The organism is Mesorhizobium sp. M1227 (genome assembly GCF_040318315.1).
Taxonomy (GTDB): domain Bacteria; phylum Pseudomonadota; class Alphaproteobacteria; order Rhizobiales; family Rhizobiaceae; genus Mesorhizobium.
The window spans coordinates 213,306-229,987 of the sequence record NZ_JAMYLZ010000004.1 but is presented as its reverse complement, the minus strand read 5'-3'; the positions used below and the strand labels follow the sequence as shown (position 1 = coordinate 229,987).

Here is a 16,682-nt window from a genome sequence, read left to right as displayed (position 1 = left end):
TGCTACTCGCAAGCGCTCCTCCCTGATGTTGCGCTTTAAACCCGCTCTGTCCTGGCGGATACAATAACCCTAGTGCCATCGAAACGTTTGCGCAATCGATTCGATAGTCGTTTTGATCTGATTAGACTAATGTTGTCTCGAATGAAGCAAAGCAGACATACGACGTCCGCTCGCTCACCACCCGAACTTTGTGGGCACGTTTAGGAACGGTGCGCGAGCAGATACCAACCCGTCGGAAAGATCACGGTCCCGAGAGACGCTTCAATCTGGCGTCACGCACCTTATCGGCTCGCTGGCGGCACTGGCGGGACATCGTCGGCTATTTCCTGCCTGAGCCTTGGTCCTTTGCTGAGCCGGCGACCGAGCGCATCGACGAAATTGTCGTAGCGCTGCAAGCCCTTGGCGCGCGCCTCCGCTTGCGCCGATTCCGGCAAGGCTGGAGTCGAGTTGAGCCAAAACCGGACGAACAATGCTAGCGTCTCAATAGCAATTCCGACGTCACGCTCGACCCGCTGCACGCGTCGATCGATCTGGTCGAGGCGGCGAGTGATCGCCGCTTGCTTTCGTTCTTCGGCGTCCGGCGACAGGAACGACGCGAGCGCAGCCTCGGCGACCAGTGACAGCGAGACCTCGCGCCGCCCAGCGTAATCCGCCAGTGCCCTCATTATGTCAGGGTCGAGATAGGCAGACAGACGTCTTTTCTTGGCGTTCTTCATGCGCTCAAAGCTCAATGCCATCATTGGGGTCAAGGGCGGCCTGACGAGCTGCGCGTCTCATGGCTTGATCGACACTGCGGCGACGAACGGCGTCATCATCGGGCTCGTCCCTGTCGAGGTCGAACTCATCGTCGCAGCGTGCCGTTCGTTCCGGCGCGATGTCTTCGTGTTCGGGAAGCTCGGGCTGGCGGCGAATGCCGCCATTGGCCGGATCCTCGTCCTGCTGATCCCTGGCAAGCCTCAGCTTGCGAGATTTGCCTTCCGGCTCAGCAAGAAGTGTCGTGTCGGTCCAGTCGTCAGGGCGAGCGTTCTGCGTTGTCCCTCCGGTCCTTGGTGGCGGCAAGACGCGCTCGGCAAGACGCGGGTCGGCAAAGTAGCGTGCCTTCTTCGCACGGACTGGGAACTGGCCCGAGATCATAATGATCGCCTCGGTCGGCGGCAGCTGCATGATCTCGCCCGGCGTCATCAGTGCACGCGCCGTTTCCTGCCGCGACACCATCAGATGCCCGAGCCAGGGCGACAATCTGTGCCCCGCATAGTTCTTCATGGCGCGCAACTCGGTCGCGGTCCCCAGAGAGTCTGAGACGCGCTTGGCCGTCCTCTCGTCATTCGTGGCGAAGCTCACCCGCACATGACAATTGTCGAGGATGGAATTGTTCGGTCCGTAGGCCTTCTCGATCTGATTGAGCGATTGTGCAATCAGGAACGACTTGATGCCATACCCGGCCATGAAGGCCAGCGCGCTTTCGAAGAAATCGAGCCTGCCAAGCGCGGGAAACTCGTCCAGCAGCATCAAAAGACGCTGCCGGTGATCCTTCGCGTGAAGATCTTCGGCGAGCCTGCGGCCGATCTGGTTAAGCACGAGTCGGATCAGCGGCTTTGTGCGACTGATGTCCGATGGCGGCACGACCAGATAAAGCGTCGTCGGCCGTGCCTCCTCGACAAGGTCTGCGATCCGCCAGTCACAGCATGACGTCACCTTGGCCACAACTGGATCGCGGTAGAGGCCCAGAAAACTCATGGCCGTCGAGAGCACGCCGGAACGCTCGTTCTCGGACTTGTTAAGCAGTTCCCGAGCAGCCGACGCAACGACGGGATGCGGGCCTGCATCACCCAAATGCCGCGTCAGCATCATGGCGCGCAGCGTTGCCTCGATTGGCCGCTCTGGATCGGAAAGGAAGTTCGCCACGCTTGCGAGGGTCTTGTCTTTCTCCGCATAGAGCACGTGCAGTATTGCGCCGACCAGCAACGCATGGCTGGTCTTCTCCCAGTGGTTGCGGCGTTCCAATGTGCCTTCTGGGTCGACCAGGACATCCGCCACGTTCTGCACATCTCGAACTTCCCACTCGCCCCGTCGCACCTCCAGCAGAGGATTGTAGGCTGCTGATCCAGCATTGGTCGGGTCGAACAGAAGCACCTGGCCGAAACGGGCCCGCCATCCGGCCGTCAGTTCCCAGTTTTCGCCTTTGATGTCGTGGACGATTGCCGAACCCGGCCAGGTCAGTAGTGACGGCACCACCAGGCCGACGCCTTTGCCGCTTCGGGTCGGTGCGAAACATAGCACGTGTTCCGGACCGTCGTGGCGCAGATAGTGTCGGCCCAACATACCCAGGATCACCCCATCCTGACCGATCATCCCAGCGGCCTTGATTTCGTCTCGCGTCGCCCAGCGCGCCGAGCCGTAAGTCGTGGTGTCCTTTGCCTCGCGCCCCCGCCACAGCGACATCCCGATCGCTGCGACGATAGCCATGAGGCTTCCGCTCGCCGCAATCGCCGCGCCCTCCAGGAAGACCTTCGGCGCGTAGGCGTCGTAGAAAAACCACCACCAGAAAAAGGCTGGCGGCGGATAAACGGGCTGTCCAGCCAATTCGAACCACGGCGGACCGAGTTGGCTTTGAAAGCCGAGCCGCCCTGCCGTCCACTGTGTTGCTCCCCATGTCGTCGCGACGACGATCAGAAAGGCGGTGAGTATCTGGCCCCATAAAACCTTGCTTGCCGGCATCGGTCGTTTCCCAAATGGATGATCGGAACAACCGAAAAGCTCGAATTCCTAAATCCGCAAGAAGAAAGGGGCGGTCGAAGCAGCATGGCGTACCCGGACGTGGAAAGACTTGCCCGATGCGGGCTCGAATGTTGAACGAGCATCGGGGGGCTGCTTTCTTCTGGAGCCGTTGAGCCGCTACTTTGCCCAATGATAATTAGTTGTCTCGGCTCAGATGCATTTGACGAGATGGACGGGTTCTTGGAGAACCGCGGATTGCCCACGACCAAATGAACAAGAGCCCTCGGCGGCGCGCCGAGCCGGAGAACGCTCTAGTCCCGGCAAGTGGTGGTCAGCCGGAATTGACGTTCTGCTGAGCTCGAATCTTACCGCCTCCCTGATCGGTAGCGCGATAGATCCAGAGCCGACTCGATGAGCAGACCCATCAAGTCTGTTCAATTTTGTTAATCAATTCAGTCACATCAACTATTGCCATGGACTTTCGTTGGAACTGTTGCAAGCCGCGCCGGCCTCACGGGTCGCGGAATCTATTGGGCCGCACCAAAGTTCCAGATGTCCCGATGCAGGCGCCACGTCCCGTCGTCCCCTTTTTTCCAAACGACAATGTACTTGCCCGCAACGGTGGAAGGGGCACCGCCTTTGCTCGGCACACCGAGCGTAAATGCGCCAACTTCGTAGGCGAGATTCCCGCTCTCTTCCACTTCCAGCGCCTTCAGGGTGAGATTCTTCATCCCGGCCTTGATTGCGCCCTGCCAGAATTCTTCCACGCCCTTGCGGTCATCGACGCGTTTGCCGTCGGGTGGCAGCAGGGCGGCATCGTCGGTATACATTTGACCTACCGCTGCTGCGTTTCCGCTGTTGAAGGCGTCCATGAATTTTACCAACGCCGCTTCGATGTCCTCACGAGCCGAGTGGGCGGCCGCAGACAATGCAGACGAAACAAGCAGCACAGCAGCAAATGCAAATGACTGAACCAGTCTCATTTCGTCCTCCCTTGCGTGCCCGACATGCCCACCCGATGAATAGCGCCGACCCAAGGGCGCCGCGGCGCGTTCGATGGCCAGGCGCCTATTTTATTAGACTTATCTGATATGACGGCGCAAGCGCAACTGCGACCCTCGGAATGACCAGCGTAGCAGCTGCCGGAGAACTTCAAAGCGGCGGCTACCGCCTCACTGCCCTCCTCGTCTCGACGAAAGAGTTCGTTCGAATGATGCTTTTCCGTGGCTTTGCTCGCAAGTTTTCGTCAGCCAGCACAGGGCCTCCTCTTACGGTCGCTGGTCGTCAAGGCCCAGCGGCCACTAGCTGACAGTCCCCCCCGTAGCCAAGCCGCTGGGCCCCTCGACGTGGGGAACGAGCATTGGAGAGATGTCTCGCTTTCCGTTACAGCCCGAAGGCGGGTGACAGATGACCGCGTCAGCCTCTCCACTCCGAGCTACGTTTTCACGCATTCGATCAGGCACAGCTCTCTCGGGCTAGCGCGCCAAGCATGAGTCAGCTCCCGAATGAGCAGGTGCCGCCCAGTTCAGCTTCGGCCCTTGCGCGCGCAAAGTATTGGGCGAGATCGATCGGCAGTCCGATCGGCAAATTGGGGCAGCGATGGCGAGAATGAATGCCAGGAACTTCCCTTCGGTGCCGCTTCGTCGATCTGTCTGCCGAGAAGACGCGCGCTGCGTGCCGCCCCTCATACCGCAGAGAACTCACTTCAGGTCACACACACACGACGCCACCGAGATCCTGCATCACTTTTCTACTCCGACGCCGCCACGTCACCAAGATCAGTCGCAAGCGTGATCGCGGCTATCGATCGCGCACCAGAGCGCTCTATGAGTGAGCCCCGAACGGCGCGCTCGAGCAATCCGGCTCGACGTAAGGCGGGCCATCCGTGCCGGCCTCGTGACTAAGACGGGCGAATGGCGGTTCCTGGACTCACCTTTTTGGTCTGAAGTCGCTTCCTTGAGCCGGTGGCGGAGTTCTTGCTTGATCGACCTCAGCACTGTTTTAGAATCGGTTTTCGGAAAATTTGTCTTGTGGCATCAATTTTCATGGGATAGGATCATTTTTCATAGGTTTTGCCGACTAAACCAAAATTCAATGGAAGGATTCGCGTTTCATGCCTGCGGTGCAACAGCACCAATTTTCAGGTCCTGTTACCGTTTTTCAGGAAATCCGCCTTCCTGAAACGGCGACCCCGGCCGGGTACAGCGCCCTGATCGGAGCCTACAGGCTCGCCGCGCCCTTGCCCCGTAGGTTGTTCGCCACTGGCGAGCATCATCGCATTACCGAACGGGATGGCTGGCGGATCATGACCCCCCGCCATGCCCCAAATCCTACCCTCGAAGGCCACCTGACCTTTGCGCTCAAGTACGAGGGACTGGACCTTGCCGTCCTCAAGCGGCTGTTCCAAGTGACCGGTCCCGCGCCGATCGAGGCGCTGGTCCGTGAAAGCCCGACCGGCAGTTATGCCCGCCGCATCTGGTTTTTATATGAATGGCTGAGGGACGCGCGTATCGATCTGCCGGACGCGGAGGCCGGACGATACATTCCGGTTGTCGATCCCGAGCTGCAGTGGCCCGGACCCGACAAGACCGCTTCGCGCTATCGCGTAAGGGACAATCTCCCCGGCACGCGTGAGTTCTGCCCTCTGGTGTTCCGCACCAAGATTCTCGAAAAATTCATCGGCCTTGAACTACCGCGGCGCGCGGAGGCAATCGTAGCGGACGTGCCGCGCGACCTCCTTGCTCGGACCGCCGCCTTTCTTTTGCTCAAAGACTCGCGATCAAGCTATGCGATCGAGGGCGAGCACCCGCCGCAAGATCGCATCCAGCGCTGGGGCCGCGCCATCGGCGAAGCCGGCCGCTGGCCGATCGATCGCGATGAGCTGCTGCGTCTGCAAAGAATTGTACTTGGTGACGCTCGTTTCGTAAGACTTGGCTTCCGAAAAGAAGGAGGTTTCGTCGGTGAGCATGATCGAGACAACGGTACGCCCTTGCCCGATCACATCAGCGCTCGGCCCGAGGACCTGCCGCGGCTAATCGATGGAATGGCGGCGTTCGATCAGGGCCCCGCGCAAAAGCTTGATGCAGTCGTAGCCGCCGCAATCCTCGCCTTCGGCTTTGTCTATATTCACCCGTTCGAGGACGGAAACGGCCGCATTCACCGCTACCTAATCCACCACGTCCTTGCCATGCGCGGCTTCAATCCGCCGGGAGTGGTCTTTCCCGTCTCGGCCGCGATCCTGGACCAGATCAACGAGTACAGGGGCGTGCTCGAGAGCTATTCGCAGCGCCTTCTGCCGTTGGTGGAATGGGAACCGACGCCGCAATTCAACGTCCGGGTGCTGAATGACACCGGTGATTTCTACCGGTTCTTCGATGCAACCCCGCACGCCGAATTCCTCTATGCTTGCGTTCAGCGGACGATCGAACGGGACCTTCCCGAGGAAACCGCATTTCTGCAGCGCTACGATCAGTTCCGGCAGCAGGTGGACGCCTTTATCGACATGCCCGAGCGGTTGACCGATCTGCTCTTCCGTTTTCTTCACCAGAATGATGGCCATCTATCGAACCGCGCGCGCGAGAAGGAATTCGCCGCGCTGACCAGTGACGAGGCAGGAAGAATCGAGGCGATCTACGCGCAAACCTTTGGTGCCCATTGAAGGTGTGATCATCAGGATCGATTTTTAGTCCGACGGTTTGCGATTCCCTTGTCCCTGCCTTCATCTCCGACGCTTGACTTGTCGCCGAGACATGCACGATTTTTTCCGCACGGTCTGACCGGCCGCCGATCAGCCGCGGCCAGAACGCGCTTGACAAACCGGAGCGGTCCCGTCCAACCTCACGCATTCACCAGGGGAGTCCCGGCAAGGGGCTGAGATACTGCTGGCTTTCGCGGCGCAGTGACCCGTTGAACCTGATCCAGTTCATACTGGCGTAGGGACGGTGCAAGCGCTTTGCGGGAGTTTACGCCCGAGGTCCTGTTTCGGCAGGTCGCTAGAAGCGTCTTTTCATCCTTCCGGCACAGAACTGGGTCTCCAATGCAACGAGCAAAGGAGCCTCAAGATGAATGCCCTCACCCCCGCCGTCTCGACGGGACCGCTGCCTGCCTCACGCAAAATCCACAAATCCGGTACCATCCACCCGCAGCTCAGGGTGCCGATGCGCGAAATCTCCGTCCATCCGACGGCAGGCGAGCCGCCGGTGACCGCTTACGATCCGTCCGGCCCCTATACCGACCCGACTGTCGAAACCAGCATCGAAAACGGCCTTGCACGGCTTCGCCATGAATGGGTCACCGCGCGCGGCGATGTCGAAGCCTATGACGGCCGCCACGTCCGGCCAGAAGACAATGGGTTTGCGGCGGGCGAGCGCCTAACACCGGAATTTCCAGTCCGCAACCGGCCACTCCGGGCCCAGACCGGCAAGGCGGTGACACAGCTTGCCTATGCGCGCGCTGGCATCATCACGCCCGAAATGGAGTTCGTCGCCATCCGCGAGAACCTTGGTCGCGAGATCCTGCACGGCAAGCTTGAGCGCGACGGCGAGGCCTTCGGCGCGGCGATCCCCGACTTCGTCACGCCTGAATTCGTCCGCCACGAGGTGGCGCGCGGACGCGCGATCATTCCCGCCAACATCAATCATCCCGAGAGCGAACCGATGATCATCGGCCGCAATTTCCTGGTCAAGATCAACGCCAATATCGGTAACTCCGCCGTCACATCGTCGATGGCTGAAGAGGTCGAAAAGATGGTGTGGGCGATCCGCTGGGGCGCCGACACGGTGATGGATCTGTCGACCGGCCGCAACATCCACAACATCCGCGAATGGATCGTCCGCAACTCGCCGGTGCCGATCGGCACGGTGCCGCTCTACCAGGCGCTCGAGAAAGTCGGCGGCATTGCCGAGGATCTTACCTGGGAGGTTTACCGCGACACGCTGATCGAACAGGCCGAACAGGGCGTCGACTATTTCACCATCCATGCCGGCGTGCGGCTGCACTACATCCCGCTGACCGTTGACCGGGTCACGGGTATCGTCTCGCGCGGCGGCTCCATGATGGCCAAATGGTGCCTGCACCATCACCGGGAAAGCTTCCTCTATGAGCACTTCGCCGAGATCTGCGACATCTGCCGCGCCTATGACGTCTCCTTCTCGCTCGGCGACGGCCTTCGCCCCGGCTCGATTGCCGATGCCAACGACGCGGCGCAATTCGCCGAGCTGGAAACGCTCGGCGAGCTGACGCAGATCGCCTGGGCGAAAGATTGCCAGGTGATGATCGAGGGGCCCGGCCACGTGCCGATGCACAAGATCAAGGCGAACATGGACAAGCAGCTCGCCGTCTGTGGCGAGGCGCCGTTCTATACGCTTGGACCGCTGACGACCGACATCGCGCCGGGCTACGACCACATCACTTCCGGCATCGGCGCGGCGATGATCGGCTGGTTCGGAACGGCCATGCTCTGCTACGTCACGCCCAAGGAGCATCTCGGCCTTCCCGACCGCGATGACGTCAAGACCGGCGTGATCACCTACAAGATCGCAGCGCACGCGGCCGACCTGGCGAAGGGCCACCCGGCGGCGAAAGTCAGGGATGACGCCCTATCCCGCGCGCGCTTCGAGTTCCGCTGGGAGGACCAGTTCAACCTGTCGCTCGACCCCGAAACCGCACGGTCCTTCCACGACCAGACCTTGCCCAAGGAGGCGCACAAGCTGGCGCATTTCTGCTCGATGTGCGGACCGAAATTCTGCTCGATGCGTATCTCTCACGACATCCGCGCCGAGGCACAGAAAGAGGGCATGGCGGCGATGGCGGCGAAATACCGCGAGGGCGGCGATCTCTACGTGCCAGCGGACGAGACCGGCGCACCGCTCACGCCTCAGCCAGGTAAGCCATCATGAAGGTGCTGATAAAGGGGGCCGGCGTCGCCGGCCTCACCGCCGCCTTCGAACTCGCCGCCCGCGGCGCGACGGTCACGGTCGCCGAGATCCGGCATGGCCTTGGAGGCAATGCGTCGTGGTTCGCCGGCGGCATGCTGGCGCCATGGTGCGAGCGTGAAAGCGCCGAGCAGCCGGTGCTGGACCTTGGACGTGACGCTGCCGACTGGTGGGATGCGGTGCTGCCGGGTCAGATGACACGGGGCGGAACACTTGTCGTGGCCGCCCCGCGTGATGCCGGCGAGCTCGACCGCCTCGCCAGCCGCACGTCGGGCCATCGGCGTGTCGACGAAGACGAAATTGCGCTCCTGGAACCCGACTTAGCCGGCCGCTTTCGCCGCGGATTGCTCTTTCCCGATGAGGGCCATCTCGATCCGCGCCAGGCGATGGCAGCACTTCATGACAAGCTCGCAGCCATGGGTGTCAAATTCCACTTCGGCACCGACGCCCGGCATGTTTCCGGTTTCGATCGTCAGATCGATTGCACGGGAATGGCAGCCGCCGATGACAGGCTTCGCGGCGTTCGCGGCGAAATGCTGATCCTAAACACGCCAGACTTCTCGCTGTCGCGCCCGGTCCGGTTGCTGCATCCGCGCTTTCCGCTCTATGCGGTACCGCGTGCCGACGCTCAGTTCATGATCGGTGCGACGATGATTGAAAGCCGGTCCGACGGACCGGTCACGGCGCGCTCCATGATGGAGCTTCTGGGTACCGCCTATGCCCTCCATCCGGCCTTTGGCGAGGCCGGGATCGTTGAAACCGGTGTCGGCGTCCGTCCAGCCTTTCCCGACAATCTGCCGCGCGTCGAAATGAGCGGAGACACCGTCGCGATCAACGGGCTCTATCGCCATGGCTTTCTTCTCGCCCCCGCCATGGCGCGCCTGGCGGGCGAAATTGTCTTCAATCACGACAAACCCGTGGAGCTTGCTCATGAAACTGATGGTCAACGGCAAAGTGCATGAGGTTGCCGCCACCACGCTGGCCGAGCTGCTTGCCGCGCTTGACTATGAGGGCGATTGGCTCGCGACCGCCGTCAACAACGACCTCGTGCACAAAGCCAGCCGGGCGGAATTCCAATTGAACGACGGCGACCGGATCGAAATCCTCTCGCCCATGCAGGGAGGCTAGCATGTTCGATCTTCTCGGGACGACGCTTCCCTCCCGCCTGCTTCTCGGCACCGCTCAATATCCTTCGCCGGCCATCCTTGCCGATGCAGTCAGGGCATCGGGCACCTCGGTGGTGACCGTCTCGTTGCGCCGTGAAATGGCAGGCGGCAGGGCTGGCGAAAAATTCTGGTCGTTGATCCGGTCGCTTGGTGTCAGAATCCTGCCCAACACTGCTGGCTGCCACTCCGTCAAGGAAGCGGTCACGACCGCACAAATGGCGCGCGAAGTCTTCGGCACGCCCTGGATCAAGCTCGAAGTGATCGGCAATCACGACACGCTGCAGCCGGACGTGTTCGGTCTGCTCGAAGCCGCCCGCATCCTGTGCGAGGACGGTTTTGCGGTGTTCCCGTATACTACCGACGACCTTGTCGTCGCCGAGCGGCTGCTTGCGGCGGGCTGCAAGGTCTTGATGCCCTGGTGCGCACCGATCGGTTCCGCCCTCGGGCCGGTCAACATCATGGCGCTGCGCTCGATGCGCGGACATTTCCCTGATGTCCCGCTGATCGTGGATGCTGGTCTCGGACGGCCATCGCACGCGGCAACAGTCATGGAGTTCGGCTTTGATGCCGTGCTCCTGAACACAGCGGTCGCCAAGGCGGCCGATCCGGTCGGCATGGCGCGTGCGTTCGGCAAGGCGGTCGACGCCGGTCGAGAAGCTTTCAGCTCGGGGATGCTCGAACCCCGCGACGTCGCGGTGCCATCGACACCAACATTCGGCAGGGCGGTTTTCTCATGAAGCTCGATCCCTTCTACCTGATCGTCGACAGCGCCGCCTGGATCGAACGGCTGGTGCCACTTGGCGTCAAGCTGGTTCAGTTGCGCATCAAGGATAGGGACGAGGCCACGCTGCGGACGGAAATCCGCCGCGCGAACGGCGTCTGCGTGGTCCATGGTTGCCAACTGATCGTCAACGATTATTGGCGGCTCGCCATTGAGGAAGGCTGCGACTTCGTCCATCTCGGCCAAGAGGATTTGGCTGCGGCCGACCTGCTGGCGATTAAGTACGCCGGATTGAAGCTCGGGCTCAGCACGCACGATCATCTCGAACTGGAAACGGCCATCGCTGCCGAGCCCGACTATATCGCGCTCGGCCCCATCTATCCCACCATCCTGAAGCAGATGAAATGGGCGCCGCAAGGGCTCGAGCGGATCAGCGAGTGGAAGCATCGGGTGGCGCCGATCCCATTGGTCTCCATCGGCGGCCTCAACCCCGACCGGCTCGACGGCGTCTTCGAGGCTGGTGCGGACAGCGCGGCGGTGGTCACCGACATCACGTTGAATGCCGATCCCGAAGCGCGCACGCGAGAATGGATCGAAAAGACAAAGCCATGGCGCTGAGGCGAGAACCGCATGTGCTCGTGGTCGGCGGATCAGACCCCAGCGGTGGGGCTGGAATTGCACGTGATATCGAGACGATCTCTTCCATTGGCGTGCGCACCTGCCTGGCTGTCACAGCGCTGACGGTGCAGACGCACGAAGCCGTAATGGAAATCCATCCTTCGCAGCCCGATCTTGTGGCCGATCAGATGTGCGCCGCGCTACAGGCCAACAAGGTGGCGGCAATTAAGATCGGCATGCTCGCAACGGCTGAGATCGTCGTTGCCACTGCCGGCGTGCTGCGCGAAAATCCGCAGGTGCCGGCAGTGCTCGATCCGGTGCTGGCCTCGAGCTCCGGCCGAGGGCTTCTGGAAGCAGGTGCCATCGCTGCCATGAGGCGCGACCTGATGCCGCTTTGCTGCCTTGTGACCCCCAATCTCCTCGAACTGGCGCTCCTTGTTGGTGCGGAACCGCCAGCCGACGAGAGCGACGCGGTGAGACTGGGACGGAAATTGCTGGCAGCCGGCGTGCCGGGCCTGCTGATCAAAGGGGGCCACGCATCAGGACCTCGATCAACCGACATTCTGTTGCGTTCTGATCAAGAACCAATCCGCTTCGACGCACCTCGTCTTGTCGCATCAATGCGCGGGACGGGTTGCATGCTGGCTAGCGCGATTGCGGCGCATCTGGCGAAAGCGAAGCCGCTCGAAGACAGTGTGCGCGAAGGCAAGCGGCTTGTCTTGGCCATTTTTAAGAAGAATGCAGCAGACCGACGAAACTTGTAAAATTTTCCAACTCTCGAAAGAAACGCCTGCCTCTCGCGGGTCCGGGCTGGTAATTTCCCCTCGTAATTCACCTCACTCGACAGGAGTAGTTTGACGGCCTCGCCAGGCGGCGACCGCGAGATCAACGATGGCGAGGCGGCCGTCGTGCGCCGTATCTAGTGCGTTGTGTGGCATCCTTTCCCCCCATCCGACTGCGATCCTGGAATTCACCTTGGTCGCGAGCTCCTGCTAAACGATGCCCCTCGAGGGGAGCGGTCGATCCCGCGTCTCGGCTGCGGCGGCGCTAGGCTGACGCTCCTTATGCCGTCCTGTTGAATCGGACTCGGGATCACGAACTGCCTCCGACAATGAATGAACATTGTCCGTCTTACGGCCATTTCATCGTCACCGCCGATGTGCTCAAGCGATGCAGGCCATCCCTGTCATTCAAGGGATTATCGGCTTCGAAAAACAGTGAAGCTTCATCCGTCCTTGCATCCGCTTCGCTCAGGCTCAGCAGACGTCAGCAGGTTCTTCACCAGGTTAAGAGCGAGGGCGTGTGGCTCAAGCCGGCTTGGCACGAGGGCCGGGAGGTGATCGCGGTGTTCGAGACCGAGCCGACGCGAAACCCAACCACTTTATGTGGCTCGAGTGGTGTGAAGGTCGGATCAGCTTCATTCGCGACTACCGCAATGCCCGCTATGTTGCCGATGATGCGGAGCTGGCGCTGGACGCCACGTCCCACGGCGACGGAACCGTCAACTATGCTCGTCGCGACGCCTAATCAAGCCCGATGGCAGCTCCATCCGGCACTCGTTGACAAGCCTGCCGTGATATGAACAGGATTATACAGGCTCACTGAACAGGTACCCATATGAAGCGGCGCTCGGTTCAACTGTCTCCCGGCACGGGCAAGCCCGAACAGATCGCCACCGTTCTCGAACATGAAATCCGCTCCGGTGTTCTCGGCTTCGGCGACCGGCTGCAAAGCGAGAACAAGCTCGTCCAGCGTTTCTCCGTCAGCCGCAACACCGTCCGCAAAGGCCTCGAGGAACTGTCCAACCGCGGGCTGATCACGACCAAAGTCGGCATCGGCTCTTTCGTCACCTTCGATGGCAAGCCCGTTGATGACTCCATCGGTTGGTCGCGGGCGCTCGCCAACGCCGGCGCCAACGCCGAGACGCGGACGCTGCGGCTCGAGGTGATCGAGGACCCCGGTCTTGCCGCACTGCTTGGTATAGAAAACCCGTTTTTCATCGCTGTCGACCGGGTGCGCACCAATGCCAGCGACGGCCACGCCATCTCCATCGAGCGCAGCCGCCTGCCATTGTCGCCGGAACTGGAGGACGTGCCGTTGCGCGGCCTGCGCGAAGGCTCGCTGCACCAGACGCTGCGCGGCGCGGGCCTCATTCCCGACCATGGCGAGGAATGGGTCGGCATCGAAATGCTCAACGCCGAGGACTCTGCAATCCTCGGTTGCCCGCAAGGCACGCCGTTTCTTCGCGGTCGCCGGTTGACCCGCGCCGCCGATGACCGGCCGATCGAATATGTGACCAGCCTGCTCAACCCGGCGCATTTTGCGCTGCATATGAGGTTCTGAGTGATGCCGGACGACAACACCGGGAATATGACTGATCGGGCCATGGGGGCGCTTGTCGGCGGGGCACTGGGGGATGCGCTGGGCATGCCGACGCAGCTTTTGTCGCCGGCCCGGATTGCCGAACTCTACGCCCATGTAGAGGGCTTCATTGCTCCTTTCGCCGACCATCCGGTGTCGAAGGGGCTTCCCGCTGGAACGATCACCGACGACACCGAACAGGCGCTTCTGCTTGGCCGTATCCTGGTTGAATCCGGTAACCGCTTCGATCATGCGCGGTGGGTCAACGCGCTGCTCGACTGGGAGCGCGACGTCAAAGCGCGCGGCAGCTACGATCTGCTGGGACCATCGACCAAACGCGCCATCGACGCCATCAACAATGGCGTGCCGGCCGAGGAAGCGGGGCGCAGCGGCGACACAAATGGTGCGGCCATGCGCATTGCGCCGGTCGGCATCATGATGCCGCCAGAGCCGCTGGACGCGCTGGTCGCCAAAGTTGCCGAGACCTGCCGGGCCACGCACAACACCTCGGTTGCCATTGCGGCCGCAGCCGCCGTTGCGGCGGCCGTCAGCCGCGGCGTCGCAGGCGGCGACTGGCGCGCCGCTTCCGACAGCGCCATCGCCGCGGCGAGGTGCGGAGCAACGCTCGGCCATTGGGTGACCGGCGGTGACATTGCTGCGCGCATTGGGTGGGCGCAGGAGCTTGTGCGCGGCAAGGCGACGAAGGACGCGATCCGGCTGATCACCGATCTGGTCGGCACCGGCGTCGCCAGTCAGGAGTCCGTTCCGGCTGCATTCGCCGTGCTGGAAGTCGCCGGCGGTGATCCCTGGCAAGCGGCGGTCATCAGCGCCAATCTCGGTGGCGACACCGATACGATCGGCGCCATCGCGACCGGCATGGCCGGCGCCTGCACCGGCTTTTCCCGACTGCCTCAGAACCGCATTGCAGACCTCAAGGGCATCGACATTGCGGCGGTTGGCGCGCTCACCGCCGACCTTGTTGCGGCCCGTATATCCAAGCGCCGTGCCGACAGGACGGGTCCCGGCAAGGATGCGGCGGCATGAGTGGGCGTCTCGTCCATGTCGGCAGCGCGGTGGTCGACTATGTCTACCGCATCGACGCCTTGCCGGCGCCGGGTACGGAGAAGACGGCGTCGAGCTACACGCAAGTCGCCGGCGGCGGCTTCAACATGATGGTCGCGGCCAGCCGCACCGGCATGAAGGTGGTGTTCGGCGGCCAGCTCGGCAGCGGACCCAATGGCGACTTCCTGCGCACGGCCTTAGCCAATGAGGGGATCGAGACGCTGACGACGCCATCGCCCGTCATGGACAGCGGCAATTGCGTCGCCATGATCAGCAGCGATGCCGAGCGCACCTTCGTCTCGTGGCCTGGTGCGGAGAGCTTGCTCAGCCTTGACATGATGGCGCCCGTCTCGGTCGCCCCGGGGGATTGGGTGTTCACCTCCGGCTATACGCTTAGCTATCCGGGAAGCCGAGACGCGCTTGTCGACTGGATCGAGGCACTTCCGGCCGACACACCGCTTGTCCTCGACCCGACACCTGTCGTCGTCGACATTCCCCGCCCTATCCTGCCTCGGATACTCGCCCGCACCACCTGGTTGAGCTGCAACAGGATGGAAGCGGCCGCGATTGCCGGTCCGGGCGACGTCGAGGCACTCGCGTCACGGCTTCTTAGCGACCACTCCCCGAAGGCCGTCGGCGTCGTTATTCGCGCCGGACCGAAAGGCTGCCACATACGGCTGGCCGATGGCTCGGCGCAAACGAGTGCCGGCTTCGAGGTCGACGCCATCGACACCAATGGCGCCGGCGACACCCATATCGGCGCTTTCGTCAGTGCGCTGGCGCGCGGCGCGCCGCCTTTTGAAGCAGCGCGCTACGCCAATGCGGCGGCGGCCATTTCCGTCACCCGCCACGGTGGTTCATCAGCGCCGACCGACCACGAAATCCAGACATTCCTAAGCCATGCCGGCGGTCCGCCGATCGGCCTCCATGGCCGGAAGCAAGAGGCCAAACGCCCGACAGCCTGACAAAGCCCGGGAAGCGGGCAAACACAGAGAGGAACGAACATGCGCATGCCCGACTTGACTGCCCTGCTGACGGCGACCGCCGTCTTCACCTCCGCACTCGCATTTGCCGCCAAGGCCGACGAGGTGCACGTACTCAACTGGAAGGGCTACGGCGCCGACGAGCCGTGGGCCATCGAAGCCTTCGAGAAGGCGACCGGCCACAAGGTCGTCAACGATTTTTTCAATTCCGAACAGGAGATGCTGACCAAGCTCAGGACCAATCCCGGCCTTTACGACGTGGTCATGATCAACGCCGCTTTCAACGACCAGGCGATGGCGGAAAAGCTGATCCAGCCGATCGACACGTCCAAGCTGCCGAACTTTCCCGACATCAGCAAGGACAAGGCCGGATCGCCGATGCTCGTCCATGACGGCAAGGTCTATGGCGTGCCGTGGGTCTGGGGGCTGACGGCGCTCGCCATCAATGAAAAATCCTTCGATAAGCCGCCGACGAGCATCGCCGAAATGTGGGATCCCGCTCACAAGGGCCGCGTCACCATCCGTGATGATGCCGTCGAGGCGGTTCAGTTCGGCGCCATTGCCACCGGCCAGAACATCAACGACATCAAGGATATCGAGGCGGTCAAGGCGAAGCTCACCTCGCTGATGCCGCAGATCAAGACGTTCTGGAGCTCGGAGAACGACTGGAACCAGATGGCTGCCTCTAACCAGATCGACATCGGCACCTATTGGAGCGGCTCGGCCGATCGCGCCAAGACCCATTTCAAGCTGCCGGTCTCGCTCGTGATCCCGCAGGAGGGCGCTGTCGCCTGGCTCGACGCCTTCTCAATTCCGGTCGGTTCCAAGAATGTCGCCGGCGCCGAGGCCTTCATCAACTACATGATCGACCCGAAGTTCTATGTCGAATGGGTCACCAAGGTCGGAGCCCCGGTATCCGCCAACACCAAGGCTGTAGAAGCACTTCCCGGGGATGCGTTCAACCGCAAGGTGATGGGTGACCCGGCAGTCGCCAAGCGCATTCAGTTCCAGGCGCCGATCACAGACGCCCAGCGCGAAACCTATCTGTCGCTCTGGCAGCAGCTCAAGGTCGACGTGAAGTAACAGCAGAAGCCGGGATCAGCCGACCATCCATGTCGGC

General features: G+C 61.9%; 15 protein-coding genes and 1 riboswitch. Of the genes, 12 read left to right on the top strand and 3 right to left on the bottom strand.

All coding sequences use genetic code 11. From position 1 onward, the window contains the following. Positions 1 to 281: 281 nt before the first annotated feature. The 3 genes from NKH28_RS08720 to NKH28_RS08710 all read right to left on the bottom strand — a co-directional run bounded on the left by NKH28_RS08720 (position 282) and on the right by NKH28_RS08710 (position 3,701). A complete protein-coding gene (locus tag NKH28_RS08720; RefSeq protein ID WP_352470524.1) occupies positions 282 to 737 on the bottom strand; it encodes a CopG family transcriptional regulator in 456 nt (151 codons plus the stop codon). Continuing rightward, the gene (locus NKH28_RS08715; RefSeq protein WP_352612568.1) at positions 721 to 2,718 is read right to left on the bottom strand and encodes a conjugal transfer protein TraG; all 1,998 of its coding nucleotides are present in this window, start codon (positions 2,716 to 2,718) and stop codon (positions 721 to 723) included. Before NKH28_RS08715 ends, NKH28_RS08720 begins: the two co-directional genes overlap by 17 nt. A gap of 527 nt (positions 2,719 to 3,245) precedes the next feature. Continuing rightward, positions 3,246 to 3,701 carry a YybH family protein gene (locus NKH28_RS08710; protein WP_352502912.1) on the bottom strand — a complete coding sequence of 152 codons (456 nt, stop codon included), beginning with the start codon at positions 3,699 to 3,701 and terminating at the stop codon, positions 3,246 to 3,248. Between the two features lie 1,130 nt (positions 3,702 to 4,831). Between NKH28_RS08710 and NKH28_RS08705 the strand changes: the two genes are divergently transcribed. The 12 genes from NKH28_RS08705 to NKH28_RS08650 all read left to right on the top strand — a co-directional run bounded on the left by NKH28_RS08705 (position 4,832) and on the right by NKH28_RS08650 (position 16,645). Next, positions 4,832 to 6,376: a Fic family protein gene (locus tag NKH28_RS08705; protein WP_352470527.1), complete on the top strand. Its 1,545-nt coding sequence runs from the start codon at positions 4,832 to 4,834 to the stop codon at positions 6,374 to 6,376. A gap of 182 nt (positions 6,377 to 6,558) precedes the next feature. Further along, a riboswitch (TPP riboswitch) is annotated at positions 6,559 to 6,675 on the top strand. 104 nt (positions 6,676 to 6,779) lie between these two features. Continuing rightward, complete coding sequence (gene thiC / locus NKH28_RS08700) at positions 6,780 to 8,615, top strand: phosphomethylpyrimidine synthase ThiC (RefSeq protein WP_352978465.1); 1,836 nt, start codon at positions 6,780 to 6,782, stop codon at positions 8,613 to 8,615. Further along, positions 8,612 to 9,613 (top strand): glycine oxidase ThiO, encoded by a 1,002-nt coding sequence (gene thiO, locus NKH28_RS08695; RefSeq protein ID WP_352978463.1) that lies wholly within the window; start codon positions 8,612 to 8,614, stop codon positions 9,611 to 9,613. The genes thiC and thiO overlap by 4 nt, the downstream gene beginning before the upstream one ends. Then, positions 9,582 to 9,779, top strand: coding sequence for a sulfur carrier protein ThiS (gene thiS / locus NKH28_RS08690; protein ID WP_023679205.1), 198 nt, complete (start codon positions 9,582 to 9,584; stop codon positions 9,777 to 9,779). The genes thiO and thiS overlap by 32 nt, the downstream gene beginning before the upstream one ends. A 1-nt stretch (position 9,780) precedes the next feature. Beyond that, entirely contained in the window at positions 9,781 to 10,554 is a 774-nt protein-coding gene (locus tag NKH28_RS08685) for a thiazole synthase (protein ID WP_352540067.1), read from the top strand. Then, positions 10,551 to 11,156, top strand: a complete 606-nt coding sequence (locus NKH28_RS08680; RefSeq protein ID WP_352771537.1) for a thiamine phosphate synthase — start codon at positions 10,551 to 10,553, stop codon at positions 11,154 to 11,156. The genes NKH28_RS08685 and NKH28_RS08680 overlap by 4 nt, the downstream gene beginning before the upstream one ends. Beyond that, positions 11,147 to 11,920 carry a hydroxymethylpyrimidine/phosphomethylpyrimidine kinase gene (locus NKH28_RS08675; RefSeq protein ID WP_352978497.1) on the top strand — a complete coding sequence of 258 codons (774 nt, stop codon included), beginning with the start codon at positions 11,147 to 11,149 and terminating at the stop codon, positions 11,918 to 11,920. Before NKH28_RS08680 ends, NKH28_RS08675 begins: the two co-directional genes overlap by 10 nt. 619 nt (positions 11,921 to 12,539) lie before the next feature. After that, positions 12,540 to 12,683: a hypothetical protein gene (locus tag NKH28_RS08670; RefSeq protein WP_352978461.1), complete on the top strand. Its 144-nt coding sequence runs from the start codon at positions 12,540 to 12,542 to the stop codon at positions 12,681 to 12,683. A gap of 90 nt (positions 12,684 to 12,773) precedes the next feature. Next, complete coding sequence (locus NKH28_RS08665) at positions 12,774 to 13,499, top strand: GntR family transcriptional regulator (protein ID WP_023679209.1); 726 nt, start codon at positions 12,774 to 12,776, stop codon at positions 13,497 to 13,499. A 27-nt stretch (positions 13,500 to 13,526) separates the two neighbouring features. After that, the gene (locus NKH28_RS08660; protein ID WP_352502587.1) at positions 13,527 to 14,561 is read left to right on the top strand and encodes an ADP-ribosylglycohydrolase family protein; all 1,035 of its coding nucleotides are present in this window, start codon (positions 13,527 to 13,529) and stop codon (positions 14,559 to 14,561) included. Beyond that, the gene (locus NKH28_RS08655) at positions 14,558 to 15,544 is read left to right on the top strand and encodes a PfkB family carbohydrate kinase (RefSeq protein WP_352612560.1); all 987 of its coding nucleotides are present in this window, start codon (positions 14,558 to 14,560) and stop codon (positions 15,542 to 15,544) included. Before NKH28_RS08660 ends, NKH28_RS08655 begins: the two co-directional genes overlap by 4 nt. Positions 15,545 to 15,583: 39 nt before the next feature. Next, positions 15,584 to 16,645, top strand: a complete 1,062-nt coding sequence (locus NKH28_RS08650) for an ABC transporter substrate-binding protein (RefSeq protein WP_352470536.1) — start codon at positions 15,584 to 15,586, stop codon at positions 16,643 to 16,645. The last annotated feature ends 37 nt before the right edge of the window (positions 16,646 to 16,682 follow it).

Bases quoted from the DNA above. Each gene is read 5' to 3' on its own strand.
- NKH28_RS08650 (WP_352470536.1), top strand. From the start codon at position 15,584: ATGCGCATGCCCGACTTGACTGCCCTGCTGACGGCGACCGCCGTCTTC.
- NKH28_RS08720 (WP_352470524.1), bottom strand. From the start codon at position 737: ATGGCATTGAGCTTTGAGCGCATGAAGAACGCCAAGAAAAGACGTCTG.
- NKH28_RS08685 (WP_352540067.1), top strand. From the start codon at position 9,781: ATGTTCGATCTTCTCGGGACGACGCTTCCCTCCCGCCTGCTTCTCGGC.
- thiC (WP_352978465.1), top strand. From the start codon at position 6,780: ATGAATGCCCTCACCCCCGCCGTCTCGACGGGACCGCTGCCTGCCTCA.
- NKH28_RS08665 (WP_023679209.1), top strand. From the start codon at position 12,774: ATGAAGCGGCGCTCGGTTCAACTGTCTCCCGGCACGGGCAAGCCCGAA.
- NKH28_RS08675 (WP_352978497.1), top strand. From the start codon at position 11,147: ATGGCGCTGAGGCGAGAACCGCATGTGCTCGTGGTCGGCGGATCAGAC.
- NKH28_RS08680 (WP_352771537.1), top strand. From the start codon at position 10,551: ATGAAGCTCGATCCCTTCTACCTGATCGTCGACAGCGCCGCCTGGATC.
- NKH28_RS08655 (WP_352612560.1), top strand. From the start codon at position 14,558: ATGAGTGGGCGTCTCGTCCATGTCGGCAGCGCGGTGGTCGACTATGTC.
- NKH28_RS08705 (WP_352470527.1), top strand. From the start codon at position 4,832: ATGCCTGCGGTGCAACAGCACCAATTTTCAGGTCCTGTTACCGTTTTT.
- thiS (WP_023679205.1), top strand. From the start codon at position 9,582: ATGAAACTGATGGTCAACGGCAAAGTGCATGAGGTTGCCGCCACCACG.
- NKH28_RS08715 (WP_352612568.1), bottom strand. From the start codon at position 2,718: ATGCCGGCAAGCAAGGTTTTATGGGGCCAGATACTCACCGCCTTTCTG.
- NKH28_RS08660 (WP_352502587.1), top strand. From the start codon at position 13,527: ATGACTGATCGGGCCATGGGGGCGCTTGTCGGCGGGGCACTGGGGGAT.
- NKH28_RS08670 (WP_352978461.1), top strand. From the start codon at position 12,540: ATGTGGCTCGAGTGGTGTGAAGGTCGGATCAGCTTCATTCGCGACTAC.
- thiO (WP_352978463.1), top strand. From the start codon at position 8,612: ATGAAGGTGCTGATAAAGGGGGCCGGCGTCGCCGGCCTCACCGCCGCC.
- NKH28_RS08710 (WP_352502912.1), bottom strand. From the start codon at position 3,701: ATGAGACTGGTTCAGTCATTTGCATTTGCTGCTGTGCTGCTTGTTTCG.